The following is a 13,343-nucleotide window of genomic DNA, read 5'->3' as shown; positions in this document are numbered from 1 at the left end:
CCTAGGCGAAGAGGTCCTCGTAGCGGTCCCTGCGCTTCATCACGGTCACGTCGCCGTCGCCGTGCACCAGGAGCCGCGGGGGGCGGGGGTAGGCGTTGGCGTTGCTGGCCATGAAATGGGCGGTGTAGGCGCCGGTGTCGCGGATCAGGAGGGTGTCGCCCCGCCGGGGGCGGCGCCTCAGGCGGGTCTGGAACCTCGCAAGGAGGTCGCCGGAGAAGCAGAGGTTGCCGGCCACGAAGGTCTCGAAGGGCTCGGGGTCGTCGGGGCCTTCGAGGATGTCCCAGCGGTTGGGAAGGCCCTCCAGCATGGCGTCGGCGTGGCTCAGGACGCCCATTTCCACGGTGACCAGGTTGTGGGCGCCCCCGGCCCTGCGCACGTGGGCGACGCGGCAGAGGGTGAGGCCGGCGTCCTCGGCGATGGCGCGGCCGGGTTCCACCAGCAGTTCGGGGGTGTCCAGGGATTCCAGGGCCCGGAGGACGGGAAGGGCCTCGCCGTCCACGGTCACCGTGCCCCGGAGGATGGCTTCCACCATTTGCTCCTTGGGCCAGGGGCTGTGGTAGGCCTCGCCCTGCCAGACGCCGTCAGCGTCCAGGCCGGCCAGGCCCAGGTTCCAGCTGAACCCGTCCCGGGCGGCGGTGCGCCGGCGCAGTTCGTCCCAGGCGGGCTCCTCCAGGTAGTTCACGGGGAAGCCCCCGCCCAGGTTCAGGACGGGGCAGGCCCCGGTGCGGTCCCGGAGCACCCGGCCCAGTTCCACCATGCGGCCCAGGACGGCCAGGTAGGGCTCGACCCGGGTGATCTGGGAGCCGATGTGGGTGTGGAAGCCCAGGAAGCGCACCGAGGGGTAGGCCCCCAGGTTCTCCAGGAGGGGCGGGATCTCCGCCAGGGGGATGCCGAACTTGGACCAGGGGCCCGCCGTGAAGATGGCCTCCCCGGTCACGCCGCCCAGGTGGAAGCCGGAGAGCCTGAGCAGGACCCGGGCCCGGCGGCCCATGGCCCGCGCCGTGGCCTCCACCAGGGCGAGCTCCTCGGCGGAATCGGCCACGATGAGCATGCGCGAGGCCAGGGCCTCGCGGATGAGCTCGTCCTCCTTGCAGTTGCCGTTGAGGTCCAGGGTGCGCGGGTCCAGGCCGGCCTGGAGGGCCATGCGGGCCTCGAAGGGGGAGGCCACGTCGGCGCCGGCGCCCTCGGCCCGGATGGCGGCGAGGAGGACGGGGTGGGCGCAGGCCTTCACGGCGTACCGCACGGCGCCCCGGGGGTAGAGGTCCCGGAAGACCCGGGTGAAGGCCCGGACGTTCTCGCGGATCCTGGGCAGGGAAGTGAGGTGGAGGGGCAGGCCCTGCTCGGCGATCCAGTCCGCGGCGGGCCTGCCCAGGAGTTCCGTCACTCGAACGTCCCCTTGACGAGGACCTTGCCGGCCTTCATGAGCACGCGGCCCTTGGCGATCATGGTGTGGATGGAGAGGTCCCGGGGGTCCAGGAGGACGATGTCGGCGTCCATGCCCGGGGCCAGCTGGCCCTTGGCATGGAGCTTGAAGATGCGCGCGGGGTTGGAGGTGATGACCCGCAGGGCGGTGGCCAGGGGGACCCCCTCCTTCTGCACGGCGTCCCGCACCTCGGGGAAGAGGCTGGTGACGCGGCCCACGCCCACGCCCTGGATGCGGCCGTTGACGTCGAAATCCGGGAGGCTGCCCTGGCCGTCGGAGGTGAAGGTGATGTGGCCCGGGTCCACTCCGGCGTCCAGCATGCGGCGGAGGCCTTCGGAGGGCTTGATCTCCCCGGCCTCCACGAAGGCCGGGACGGTGGAGGTGGTGAAGTCCACGAAGCCCCCCGCCAGGGCGTAGGCGGTGCCCTCCTCGAAGAGGGTGGGGTTGCGGTTGATGTGGGTGGGCAGGAACTGGCGGGCCGGCACCTCGGTCTCCAGCAGCAGCCGCCGGAGGTATTCCAGGCCCCGGCGCCCGTCGCCCAGGTGGATGTTCACCACGCCGGCCTTGCCGGAGAGGATCCCGCCCCGGCGGGTCTCCCCGGCGAGCCGGGCGAAGTCCTCGAAGGTGGGCTGGGAGGACCGGTGGTCGGACATGGCCACCTCGCCGACTCCCAGGATCTTCTCGATGCAGAGGAGGTCCCCCTCGATGCTGCCCGTGAGGGTGTGCACGGGCACCGCGTAGTGGCCGGTGAGGGCGAAGGTGGTGATGCCCTCGGCCTCCAGCCCCTGGGCCTTGGCCAGGAGCCCGGCCATGGTGCGCGTGACCCCGTCCGTGCCCAGGCAGCCCACGATGGTGGTCACGCCGCCCAGGACGGCGTCGGAGAAGGCCAGCTCGGGGGTGCGGGTGGCGGGGCCCCCCTCGCCCCCGCCGCCCATGATGTGGACGTGGCCGTCGATGAAGCCCGGCACGGCGATGAGGTTCCGGGCGTCGATGACTTCGAGGTAGCGCCGGGGGATCCGGATGTCCGGATGCATGCGCAGGATCTTCCCGCCGCCGGCGAGCAGGTCGCACCGGCCTTCGGGGGAAGGGGAATGGATATCGGCGTTCTTGATGAGGAGCATCGTGCGACTCCAAGGTCCGGCTAGCGTGCGCGCCAGACCGGAAGGGTACCATCGGGCAGGGCCAGGGTGCTGAAATCCCGGTAGCTGTATAGCCCGTACAGGAGGCAGGGTTCTAGGATGCCGATGGCGCAGCGCGCCAGGGGCTGATCGAGGGGAACCACCAGGGAGCCCTCGGGGAAGGCGTGGGGGGCGGCGGGGTCCCGCTCCACGATCTGGCGGTTCTCGTAGCGGCCGTAGATATCGTCGTAGCCGGCCTCCACCCGCAGGAGGCGGCACCGTTCGGCCTGGATGGGGGCGGGTCCGGCCTGGGAATAGAGGATCCCGTGGCGGTCCAGGAGGGCCTTGAAGGTGCCCGCGGCCGCGGCGTCGACGACGTAGGCCCGGGGCGTGGGCACGCTGCGCTTGACGACCAGGTCCGTCATGAGCCCCGGGGAGGGGACCTCCAGCACCTTGCCCGTGGCCCGTTCCGTCACCTTGACGGTGCCGGTGCGGCCCTCCAGGGCGGCCCAGAAGAAGTTCGTGGGAAGGTAGGGGGGCAGGGGCTCCCTGCGGGCGGCTTCGCACAGGGCCAGGACCCTGCGCCTCGAGGCGGCGGTGCCCAGGAGGTGGCGGTACAGCCGGGTGTAGGCGTCGGCGCGGGCCGGGAGGTCCTGGGGGGCGCCGGGTTCCCGGCGGACGCCGGCCTCGATGATGAAGGAGAGGGTGCCCATGCAGCCCAGGCTGTTGCGGCCGTCGTCCACCTCGGTGGTGGAGGGCCGCATCTCGTCCAGGGGCGGAAGGCCCCCCACGGTGTAGCGCGCGTAGGGGTACCCGGCCCGGGCCATGACGGGCCGGGCGGATTCCACCCGGGCCAGGGCCTCCCGGCGCAGGGCCGCGGGAATCCAGGGGGCGTTGAGGCCGTCCAGGGTGATCAGGGGCCAGCAGTCCCAGCCCCGGGCGTCCCAGTCCTTGCCGTCCCGGGTGAATTCGTGGCTGTCCACGGCCAGGTGGGGGAGGATGCGCCGGGCCACGGCGTGGAGGGCGCGGGTCTCGGGCTGGAGGAGCCGGATGTGGTCCCGGTTCAGGTCGGCCTGGGCGCCGTTGGTGCGCCGCCCGGCCTCGGCCCCGTCGGGGTTCACCATGGGCATGAGGTAGAGGTCCACGTCCTCCGGCAGGAGGGCGGGCTTGTCCGCGATGGCCCGGATGAGGCAGAGCTGGGCGTCCTTGCCGGAGATCTCGTTGCCGTGCTGCTGGGCGTAGAAGAGGACCTTGAAGCGGGCCTTGGCGCCGCCGCGGTTCAGGCGCACCAGGCGGATGGCGCGGCCCTCGTGGCTGCGGCCCTCCTCCGTGACGGTGATGAAGCCCGGCCGGGCCACCTCCGCCAGGAAGGCCTCCATCTCCCCGTACGAGACCGTCGCCTTCAGGCGCAGGGGATCGGAGGGGATCCGCCGCTCCCCGGGCGCCGCCAGCAGGCTCGAAGCGATGAGGAAGGGCAGGAGGAGCCGCATGTCAGGGCTTGACCGCGCGGGTGGCGAGATCGATGGTGCCGCCCTTGCGCAGGAAGTGGAGCTTGAGGTCCGTGAAGGAGCCCCCCTTGAGCTTCATGCCCCGGGTGTCGAAGACCATGACCCCGCTGGCGCCGTACACCGTCCCCACCCCCTTGCGCACCACCAGGGCGGTGGTCTCGTCCACCCCGATGGCCAGGACGCCGGGGTAGGTCATGGCGATGCTCAGGAGCCGGTTCTGGCGGCCCCGCTTGACGAAGTGCTGGTCGATGACCACGTCGGGGGGCAGGAAGCCCATGCCTTCCCGGGTGATGTAGGCGTTGGGCCCCATCTCCCTCAGGTCCAGCTTGCCGAAGACATCCTCGCCCACCAGCATGATCTTGGACATGATGGCCGCGCCCGCGCTGGTGCCGCCCACCACGGCCCCGGCTTTGTACTTGTCCAGGATGAGCTTCTGGAGGGGGGTCCCCACGATCTTGTCGCCCACCCGGGCCTGGTCCCCGCCGGAGAACCAGAACCCGGTGCAGCGCGCGGCGGCCTCGAGCATGGCGGGGGCGGAGGAATCCTCGCGCTTGCGCACGTCCAGGGGCACCAGGGTGATGCCGTTGGGGGGCAGGGTCTCGTTCCAGTCCTTGATCTCCCCTTCGGGGTCCTCGGTGGCCGTGGGGATGATGCCGATGACGCCGCCCCGGCCCCCGGCGCCCTTGAGGAAGGCGTCCATGATGTCGGGCGTGGTGCCGTGGCCGCCCACGATGACCAGGGTGCCCTTGGGCGGCGCCGCGCCCAGGAGGCACGTCAGGAGAAGGAGAAGGCAACTGCGGAGCATGGCTTCCTTTCGGCGAGGCCGCGGGCGGGGGGTCCGGAGACCCACCGCGCCGCTCACGTTCAATGGACCAAACTAGAAATTGTAGCGGGCGCCCAACTGGAGGCGGCGTCCGGCGTCCAACTCCGAGGGGTACTTATAGTCCTTGTACACGCTGGAGTTGTCGTTCGTGTTGGTGTTCGCGCGGGTGATGTAGGTGGTCACGCCCTGACGGTTCAGGGCGTTGAGGACTTCGACGAAGACCTCCATGCGGGCCTTCTTGGTGAAATTGAACATCTGCGTCACCCGCAGGTCCAGGAGGGAGCGGCAGGGGTAGGTCTGGCTGCCCAGGGGCTCCAGGTTCACGGCGTAGCGGGTGCTGTTGTAGGAGTCGGTGCGATAGGTGGGGGTCCAGTGGGTGCCGCTCAGGTAGGTGTAGGTGGCGGAAAGGCGCATGTTCCAGGGGAGCTCGTACAACCCCCGGGCCTTGAATTCGTGGTCGTTGACGCCCGGGAGGTTCCCGTAGGAGTTGGCCTGCAGGTTGGGGTTGTAGTAGACCTTGTCGTAGCTGTCCGCGCGCTGGATGTTGCCCTTGAGGGAGGCGTGGGTGTAGCTGAGGTTCATGCTCCAGGAATTGGACAGGAGGCGGTCCAGGGTCACGGTCGCGGCTTCGTACTTGCGCTTGGCGCTGTCCTCGTTCTTCGTCACGTAGGCGTGGTTCTCGACGCTGAAGTCGAGGATGGGATCATAGTACGTGCCGGGCTTCCAGATATTGAAGTTCTGCCCGTTCAGGGGGTTCACGAAGGTGTTGTAGGTCCCCTTGGGATCCACGCCCTGGTCGGTGCGCACCAGGCTGTCCTTGAAGTCCCGGGAGACGTAGGATGCGGTGGCGCTCCAGAGCGTGCCGAACTTGTGGTCGATGGAGACGGTGGTCTCGATGGTGTAGGGCTGCCGGGCGTTGGGATCCACGAGGGTGAGGTCGTTCACGCGCCGGTACTCGTAGTTGTCGGCGGTGCCCGGGGTGTGGTCGGGCCAGGTGGAGGGATCCAGGACATTGCCGATGACCGGGTAGTTGCCCCAGCTGTAGTAGCGCTTCATGGGAATGGCGGACTGGATGGCCCGGTCGATGAAGTAGGTGGAGTAGCCGGCGTAGTACTTGCCCCAGTGGGCCTTGAGCATGGTGGTCTGGTCCGCCGTGAGGGCGTAGGCCACGCCCAGGCGCGGGGCGTAGGTGCTCTTGTTCCAGAGGGTGTCGCCGCCGTAGAAGCGGGCCTTGAACTGCTCGAAGCGCAGGCCGGGGCTGATGGTGAGGCGGTCGTTGACGCGCCAGGTGTCCTGGGCGAAGGCGGCGAGGCGGTCCACGCGCTGGCGCACGTTCCAGCCCCCGCCCTGGATGAGGTAGTCGCCGTCCAGTTCCAGGGTGCCGTCATCGTACTGGTAGATCGTGGCGTTCAGGTTCAGGTTTCCGGGGAAGCGCTCCAGCTCCTCGTCCGAGGCCTGTTCGCGCTCGATGCCGAACCGGAAGGCGTGGCTGTCGCCGGAGGTGATGAGGCCGGTCTTGAACCAGTCGAAGGTGGCCTGCACCGTGGCCCGGGCCCGGTAGTTGAAGTCCTCGTAGGTGGAGTTGTTGTAGAACTCCCGGGCGGGCTTCTTGGGGTCGTACTGCCAGAGGTCGATGGTGTCCAGGCTCAGGGCGTTGCCCCCGTAGCCGGGCATGTCGTAGCGTCCGGAGTAGCCGAAGGCCTTGACCGTGAGCACCTTGTCCGAATCCATGGTCTGGGTCCAGGTGAGGCTGTAGGAATGGTTGGGGGCCGATTCCTTCTGGGTGGCCTCGGGCATGGTGTACTTGTCGATGTAGCGCCGGTCGCGGCCCACGTAGTCGTGCTCGGCCAGGAACTCCAGGGTGGTGTTGGTGGTGGGGGCCCAGGTGAGCTTGGCCAGGGCCATGACCTTCTGGTCCCGCTGGGGCAGTTCGGCGCCGGTGGGGGAGGTCTGCTGCTCCGAGCGTTCCGCGGAGACGAAGAACCAGAGCTTGTCCTTGATGATGGGGCCGCCGACGCCGGCTGCCACGTCCCAGTTCTTGGTGGGGAGGATGTCCTTGTCAGCCTCCTGCAGGTCGGGGTGGCTGACGTTGATGCGCGACTGCCACTTGGAATCCGCGTAGTAGGCGCTGACGTTGCCCTCGAAGGTGTTGCCGCCGCGCTTGACCAGGCCGTTGACGAAGCCGCCCATGTAGCCGCCGAACTCCGCGTTGGCGCCCAGGCCGGCCACCTGGACCTCGGAGAACCAGTCCACGTTGGGGTAGATCCACACCGTTCCGCCGGAGGGATCGCTGATGTTCACGCCGTCCATCATGTAGGCGTTCTCGCCGGAGTAGCCGCCCCAGGCCCGGTTCCCGTTGACGCCGGGGGTGAGGTCCATGATGGCGGTGATGGTGCGGTCCACGGGGAGGGTGGCCAGGGCGGTGGTGTCGAAGTTCTGGGTCTGGCCCACCGCGGCGTCGTCCACGCGGGCGGTGGAGGCCACCACTTCCACCGTGGCGCCGGCGTTGGCGCTGGGCAGTTTCCAGTTGACCGTGGCGGTGCGGCCCAGTTCCAGGAGGGCGTTCTGGGTCTGGGTCACAAGGCCTTTGGCCGACACCGAAATCCTGAAGGACCCGGGGGGCAGGGCCGAGAACCGGTAGGCGCCGTTCTCCGCGCTCACCGTCGTTTTCTCGCCGCCGATCATGGTGGCGGAATTGATGCGCACCAGGGCGCCGGCCACGGGCTTGCCGGAACCGTCCCGGATCACGCCGCCCAGGGCGGAGGTGGAACTGGTCTGGGCCACCAGGACGGTGGGGACAGCCACGAGTGCGAATGCAAAAAGGGTGAGGGACCCACGGGATCTCGGCACAAAGCCTCCTTTGGCTGTTGATTGGTGACTGAAAGAATAATTTCCATTCATGTGAAATCAAGAAAAAAAGTTACATGATTTCAAAAGACTTGGTCCTTTTTATAACCTAAATTATTTCAATCAGTAATGAAGAGACTGAGACTCTGTATAATACAGCTCCCTGCCCGCCGTTTCCAGTCCGTGACAGAGGCGTAAAAAAAACTCCAGAAATCCTCGGTCCTCAGCCGTGGGCGCCGGTTCCCGTCACTTCGGGGGCCTCGGCGCGGTAGGCCGCGAACCACTCGGAAAGGGCCTGCACCTGGGCGAGGATGGTTTCCGGGCGGGTGCCGTCGCGCCACGGGAGGAGCTGGCCGTCCAGCTTGAGCACCGCGCCGTGGGCCACCACCGCGTCCACCTCGGACCCGTCGGCGGCCCAGAGGAGGTTCTCGGTGACGTTGTCCAGGCGGGTGGGGACCAGGTTGGGCCGGGCCAGGTCCAGGAGGATCCAGTCCGCCTGCCGTCCCGGGGCCAGTTCCCCCTGGTTGAGGCGGAGGATGCGGTTGGGGGCGACGGTGATCATCTCCAGGAGCTGCTGGGACGGGAGGAGCGTGGCGTCCTGGTGCAGGGCCTTCTGGTACTGGGAGGCCAGGCGCGCCGCGGCCAGGATGTTCTGGTTGTCCGCGGAGCCCGAGCCGTCGGTGGAGATGGCCACGGGCACGCCGGCCTTGAGCATGTCGATGAGGGGGGGCATGCCCGAGCCGAGGATGGTGTTGGCCAGCGGATTGTGCACCACGGCGGCGCCGGAGCGGGCGATGAGCTCGATGTCCCGGGGCCCGCAGTTCACCTGGTGGGCCAGGACGGTGCCCCCGTCCAGGATGCCGATCTCCTGGAAGTACTCCACGGGCGTGAGCCCGGGTTCGATGGATTCCGTGAACCACTTCGTGGTGCGGGGCTCCTCCGAGCTGTGGATGTGGAAGAGGGTCCCGTGCTCCCGGGCCCAGGTTTTTTGGGGCATCAGCACCGCGCGGCTGTTGGAGAAGCACTGGTCGGGGCCGGGCACGAAGCGGGTGCGCTCGCATCCGGCCTGGATCGCCAGGGCCTTCTCCAGCCTCGCCAGGGCGTCGCCCGGCGCGTCCAGGAGTTCCTTGGCGTAGAAGCGGTCCTGGCCGCCCACCGCCACGATCATGGTGGTGCCCGCGGCCTCGTTGGCCTGGGCGATGTCCTCCAGGTGGAACTTGTTCCAGTTGCAGTGGTGGACCATGGAGGCCGTGATGCCGTAGTGGATGTCGCACAGGCGCGCCATGCGGTACGTCACGGCCTGGGGGGTGCGGCCCAGGCGCTCGCGCAATTCGTCCTTCCGGGCGTTGAGGAAGCCCGTGAAGGAGTTCACGGCGTGGTCGAGCCACGCGGTGAGGGGCTCGTCCCGGGCGATGCCGATGAGGGGCTGCTCGTGGTCGTGGCCGTGGGCCTTCACGAAGGCCGGCAGCAGCACCATGTCCTGCATGGGCACGGGGTCGTCGGAGGGGATCTCCCGGCGGGTGTGCAGGACGCGCAGGCGGCGGCCCCAGGTTTCCGCCAGGCGCCTGCCCACCGCCGGGTCGTAGGGCCCCGCTTCGAGGATCTCCCCGCCCTGGGCGAGCACATAGCCGTCCTGGATGCGCCGGGAGCGGTCGGGGGCGGCCAGGGGGAGCATGAAACGGCAGCGGCAGACGAGGAGGTTGGGCTCGGTCATGGGGGGCTCCGGAGGTGTGACGGCTGTCATTTCTTGGGGCGAACGACCAATTTTACTACTGGAAATGATAAACTTAGTGTGCAAACGACGGGGCAAGCGGGACCTGGGGGCGGCGGGAGTGAAAATATTTTGACACGATGGTCTCTTTTTTGTTTATCCTCACTTGCATACCGCATCCAGTGACTCTTTCTCTTCCTGCCCTGCCTTGAGATGACCTCTCGGTCATAATTTAGGCGCCGCCCGTGGGCAGTTGGAATAATTGATTTATATGGCGCTTCCCCGCTGTGGGGGATCCGCCTGGAAACCGCCGGATCGAAGGTCAGCCTGAGTGGGATCACCAATGCCGAACGCCCAATCCGAGACACCGCGGCTAGTCATCAAAGGGGTCAGCAAGATCTACCCCTCGGTCATCGCCAACGACAACGTGGACCTGACCATCATGCCCGGGGAGATCCGGGCGGTCCTGGGCGAGAACGGCGCGGGCAAGTCCACGCTGATGAAGATCATCTACGGCGTCACCCGCCCCGACAAGGGCGAGCTCCACTGGGAAGGGCGGCCCGTCTCGGTGCAGAACCCCGCCCACGCGCGGGAGCTGGGCATCGGAATGGTGTTCCAGCACTTCTCCCTCTTCGAGACGCTGACGGTGGCCCAGAACGTGGCCCTGGCCGTCCCGGGCCGCCTGGACCTGGCCGGCCTCTCCCGGCGCATCGAGGAGATCTCGGAGAAGTACGGCCTGCCGGTGGACCCCCGCAGGCTCGTGCACGCCCTGAGCGTCGGCGAGCGCCAGCGGGTGGAGATCATCCGGTGCCTGCTGCAGAACCCCCGGCTCCTCATCCTGGACGAGCCCACTTCGGTGCTCACGCCCCAGGCGGTGCGCAAGCTCTTCGAGACGCTGCGCCAGCTGGCCTCGGAAGGGGTGAGCATCCTCTACATCAGCCACAAGCTGGACGAGATCCAGGAGCTCTGCCACACCGCCACGGTGCTGCGCAACGGCCGGGTCACGGGCCACTGCACCCCCTCCCAGGAGACGCCCAAGACCATGGCCCGCCTCATGATCGGCGAGGACCTGCCCACCTTCAGCCACGGCGAGCCCGAGGAGGGCAGGGAGGTGCGCCTGCGGATCGAGGGCCTTTCGGTGAAATCCGAGGATCCCTTCGGCGTGGACCTCAAGGACATCAACCTGGAGGTGCGCAGCGGCGAGATCGTGGGCATCGCCGGCGTCTCGGGCAACGGGCAGCAGGAGCTGCTCCGGGCCATCTCCGGCGAGGAGCCGGTCCCGGACAAGCGGTGGATCCACGTGTGCGGAGAGCCCGCGGGGCGCATGAACGCCTCCCGGCGCCGGGCCCTGGGCATGTGCTTCGTGCCCGAGGAGCGCCTGGGGCGCGGCGCGGTTCCGCGGCTGTCCCTCACCGAGAACGTGCTCCTCACGGCCTTCCGCAGGCGCATGGTGCGCTTCGGCATGATCCGCCGCAAGGCGGCCCGGAGCTTCGCCGACGACTGCATCCGGCTCTTCGATGTGAAGTGCGGCGGGGCCGGGAGCGAGGCCAAGTCCCTTTCCGGGGGCAACCTCCAGAAGTTCATCGTGGGCCGGGAGATCCTCCAGGATCCCAAGGTCCTGGTGCTGGCCCAGCCCACCTGGGGCGTGGACGTGGGCGCGGCCTCCTTCATCCGGCAGCAGCTGCTGGGGCTCCGGGAGAAGGGCACGGCCGTCCTGGTGATCTCCGAGGAGCTGGACGAACTGTTCGAGATCTGCGACCGCCTCGTGGTGATCGCCAAGGGCCGCCTTTCGCCGTCGAAGGCCACCTCGGAGACGGGGGTCGAGGAAGTGGGCGTCTGGATGAGCGGAATGTGGCCGGACGCGGATCTGGCCAAGGAAGAGGCGCCCCATGTGGCTTAAGTTCGAACAGCGTCCCGAACCTTCCCGGCTCATGCGCTACCTGTCCCCGCTGCTGGCGGTGGGGCTGATGGTGGCCTCGGGCATGCTGCTCTTCCACCTCCTGGGCAAGAGCCCGGTGGAGGGCTTCAAGGTCTTCTTCCTCAACCCCATCCAGGACAAGTACGGGGTCGCCGAGCTGTTCCTGAAGGCCACGCCCCTCATCCTCTGCGCGGTGGGCCTGTCCGTGGGCTTCCGGGGCAACATCTGGAACATCGGGGCCGAGGGCCAGCTGCTCATCGGCGCCCTGGCCGGGGGCGGCCTGGCCCTGCACTTCCACGACTCCTCGAGCCTGCTCCTGCTCCCGGCCATGATCATCGCCGGGGCCCTGGGCGGCATGTTCTGGGCGGCCATCCCGGCCTGGCTGAGGACGCGCTTCAACGCCAACGAGATCCTCACGAGCCTCATGCTGGTGTACATCGCCGAGCTGATCGTGTCCTGGCTGGTGCACGGCCCCTGGATGGACCCCGACGGGTTCAACTTCCCCCAGACCCGGCTGTTCCAGGCCAAGGCCACCATGCCCATCCTGGTGGCGGGCACGCGGCTCAACGCCGGGCTCCTCATCGCCGTCGGCGCCCTCATCGCGGGCTGGATCTTCATGAACCGCAGCTTCATGGGCTACCAGATGAAGGTCGCGGGCCAGGCGGAGAACGCCGGGCGCTACGCGGGCTTCTCGGCCCGGCGCACCGTGTGGATCGGCATGCTGGTGGGCGGGGCCATGGCGGGCATCGCGGGCGTGGCCGAGATCGCCGGGCCCGTGGGGCAGATCACCGAGCACATCTCGCCCGGCTACGGCTTCGCGGCCATGATCGTGGCCTTCGTGGGACGCCTGGATCCCGTGGGCATCTTCTTCTCCGGGCTCCTCATGGCCCTCCTCTACCTGGGCGGGGAACAGGCCCAGCAGTACCTGGCCCTCCCCTACTCCATCTCCAAGGTGTTCCAGGGCCTGCTGCTGTTCTTCCTGCTCTGTTCCGACGTTTTCATCACCCACCGCATCCGCTGGAAGAAATAGGAGATAGTGATGCAGCCGAGTCTCCTTTCCTCCATCCTCTTCGCCACCATCGTGGCGGGGACGCCGCTCATCATCGCCGCCGTGGGCGAACTGGTCACGGAGAAGTCCGGGGTCCTGAACCTGGGCACCGAGGGCATCATGTCCATGGGCGCCGTGGCCGCCTTCGCCGTCACCGTGCACACCGGCAATCCCCTCCTGGGCATCCTGGCCGGCATGGCCGCGGGCATGGTCATGGGCCTCATCTTCGCCGTCGCCGCACTGACGTTCATGGCCAACCAGGTGGCCTCGGGGCTGGCCCTGTCCATCTTCGGGGTGGGCCTTTCCGCCTTCATCGGCAAGCCCTACGAATCCGTCGCCCTGCCCAGCGTGGCGGCGTGGAACGTCCCTGGGCTGCACCGGATCCCGGTGCTGGGCCATGCGTTCTTCGAGCACCAGGGGCTGGTGTACTTCTCCTGGGCCCTGCTGGGCGGGGTGGCCTGGTTCCTGTACCGCAGCCGCCTGGGCCTGGTGCTGAGGGCGGTGGGCGAAGCCCCCGTGGCCGCCCATTCGGTCGGCTACAACGTGGTGCGCATCCGATACATGGCGGTGCTGTTCGGGGGCGGCATGGCCGGCATCGGCGGCGCCTTCCTGTCCGTCTTCTACACCCCCCTGTGGGTGGAGGGCATGGTGGCGGGCCGTGGCTGGATCTCCTTGGCCCTGGTCGTGTTCGCCACCTGGCGGCCCGCCCGGGTGATGGTGGGCGCCTACCTGTTCGGCGGCTGCATGATCACCCAGATGTTCGTGCAGGGCTCCGGCATGCACCTGAACGTCCCGTCCCAGTTCCTTTCGGCCCTGCCCTACGCGGCCACGATCATCGTCCTGGTCCTCATCTCCCACAACAAGAACACCATCCGCCTCAATTCCCCGGCCTCGCTGGGCCAGCCCTTCAGCCCCGAGGCCTGATAGCTTCCCACCCACCCCACTCC

General features: G+C 68.4%; 9 protein-coding genes. 3 read left to right on the top strand and 6 right to left on the bottom strand.

Features of this window, described 5'->3' with window-relative positions:
* Nucleotide 1: 1 nt before the first annotated feature.
* The 6 genes from R2J76_RS16445 to R2J76_RS16420 all read right to left on the bottom strand — a co-directional run bounded on the left by R2J76_RS16445 (nucleotide 2) and on the right by R2J76_RS16420 (nucleotide 9,433).
* Nucleotides 2-1,384 carry a diaminopimelate decarboxylase family protein gene (locus R2J76_RS16445; protein ID WP_316412725.1) on the bottom strand — a complete coding sequence of 461 codons (1,383 nt, stop codon included), beginning with the start codon at nucleotides 1,382-1,384 and terminating at the stop codon, nucleotides 2-4.
* A complete protein-coding gene (gene iadA, locus R2J76_RS16440) occupies nucleotides 1,381-2,544 on the bottom strand; it encodes a beta-aspartyl-peptidase (RefSeq protein ID WP_316412724.1) in 1,164 nt (387 codons plus the stop codon). Before iadA ends, R2J76_RS16445 begins: the two co-directional genes overlap by 4 nt.
* A 20-nt stretch (nucleotides 2,545-2,564) precedes the next feature.
* Complete coding sequence (locus tag R2J76_RS16435; protein ID WP_316412723.1) at nucleotides 2,565-4,031, bottom strand: M14 family zinc carboxypeptidase; 1,467 nt, start codon at nucleotides 4,029-4,031, stop codon at nucleotides 2,565-2,567.
* Between the two features lies 1 nt (nucleotide 4,032).
* Entirely contained in the window at nucleotides 4,033-4,854 is an 822-nt protein-coding gene (locus R2J76_RS16430; RefSeq protein WP_316412722.1) for a cyanophycinase, read from the bottom strand.
* Nucleotides 4,855-4,926: 72 nt separating this feature from the next.
* Nucleotides 4,927-7,677, bottom strand: coding sequence for a TonB-dependent receptor (locus R2J76_RS16425; RefSeq protein ID WP_316412721.1), 2,751 nt, complete (start codon nucleotides 7,675-7,677; stop codon nucleotides 4,927-4,929).
* A 265-nt stretch (nucleotides 7,678-7,942) separates the two neighbouring features.
* Nucleotides 7,943-9,433 carry an amidohydrolase family protein gene (locus tag R2J76_RS16420; protein ID WP_316412720.1) on the bottom strand — a complete coding sequence of 497 codons (1,491 nt, stop codon included), beginning with the start codon at nucleotides 9,431-9,433 and terminating at the stop codon, nucleotides 7,943-7,945.
* Nucleotides 9,434-9,773: 340 nt separating this feature from the next.
* Between R2J76_RS16420 and R2J76_RS16415 the strand changes: the two genes are divergently transcribed.
* Genes R2J76_RS16415 through R2J76_RS16405 form a run of 3 tightly spaced genes read left to right on the top strand, consistent with a single transcriptional unit; the run spans nucleotide 9,774 to nucleotide 13,320 of the window.
* The gene (locus tag R2J76_RS16415; RefSeq protein ID WP_316412719.1) at nucleotides 9,774-11,330 is read left to right on the top strand and encodes an ABC transporter ATP-binding protein; all 1,557 of its coding nucleotides are present in this window, start codon (nucleotides 9,774-9,776) and stop codon (nucleotides 11,328-11,330) included.
* Nucleotides 11,320-12,378 carry an ABC transporter permease gene (locus tag R2J76_RS16410; protein ID WP_316412718.1) on the top strand — a complete coding sequence of 353 codons (1,059 nt, stop codon included), beginning with the start codon at nucleotides 11,320-11,322 and terminating at the stop codon, nucleotides 12,376-12,378. The genes R2J76_RS16415 and R2J76_RS16410 overlap by 11 nt, the downstream gene beginning before the upstream one ends.
* 9 nt (nucleotides 12,379-12,387) lie before the next feature.
* Nucleotides 12,388-13,320, top strand: a complete 933-nt coding sequence (locus R2J76_RS16405; RefSeq protein ID WP_316412717.1) for an ABC transporter permease — start codon at nucleotides 12,388-12,390, stop codon at nucleotides 13,318-13,320.
* Nucleotides 13,321-13,343 lie beyond the last annotated feature (23 nt).

Source organism: Mesoterricola silvestris (genome assembly GCF_030295405.1).
GTDB classification, from domain to species: Bacteria; Acidobacteriota; Holophagae; order Holophagales; family Holophagaceae; genus Mesoterricola; species Mesoterricola silvestris.
The sequence above is the reverse complement of the archived record's forward strand: the minus strand, read 5'-3'. Positions and strand labels throughout refer to the sequence as shown.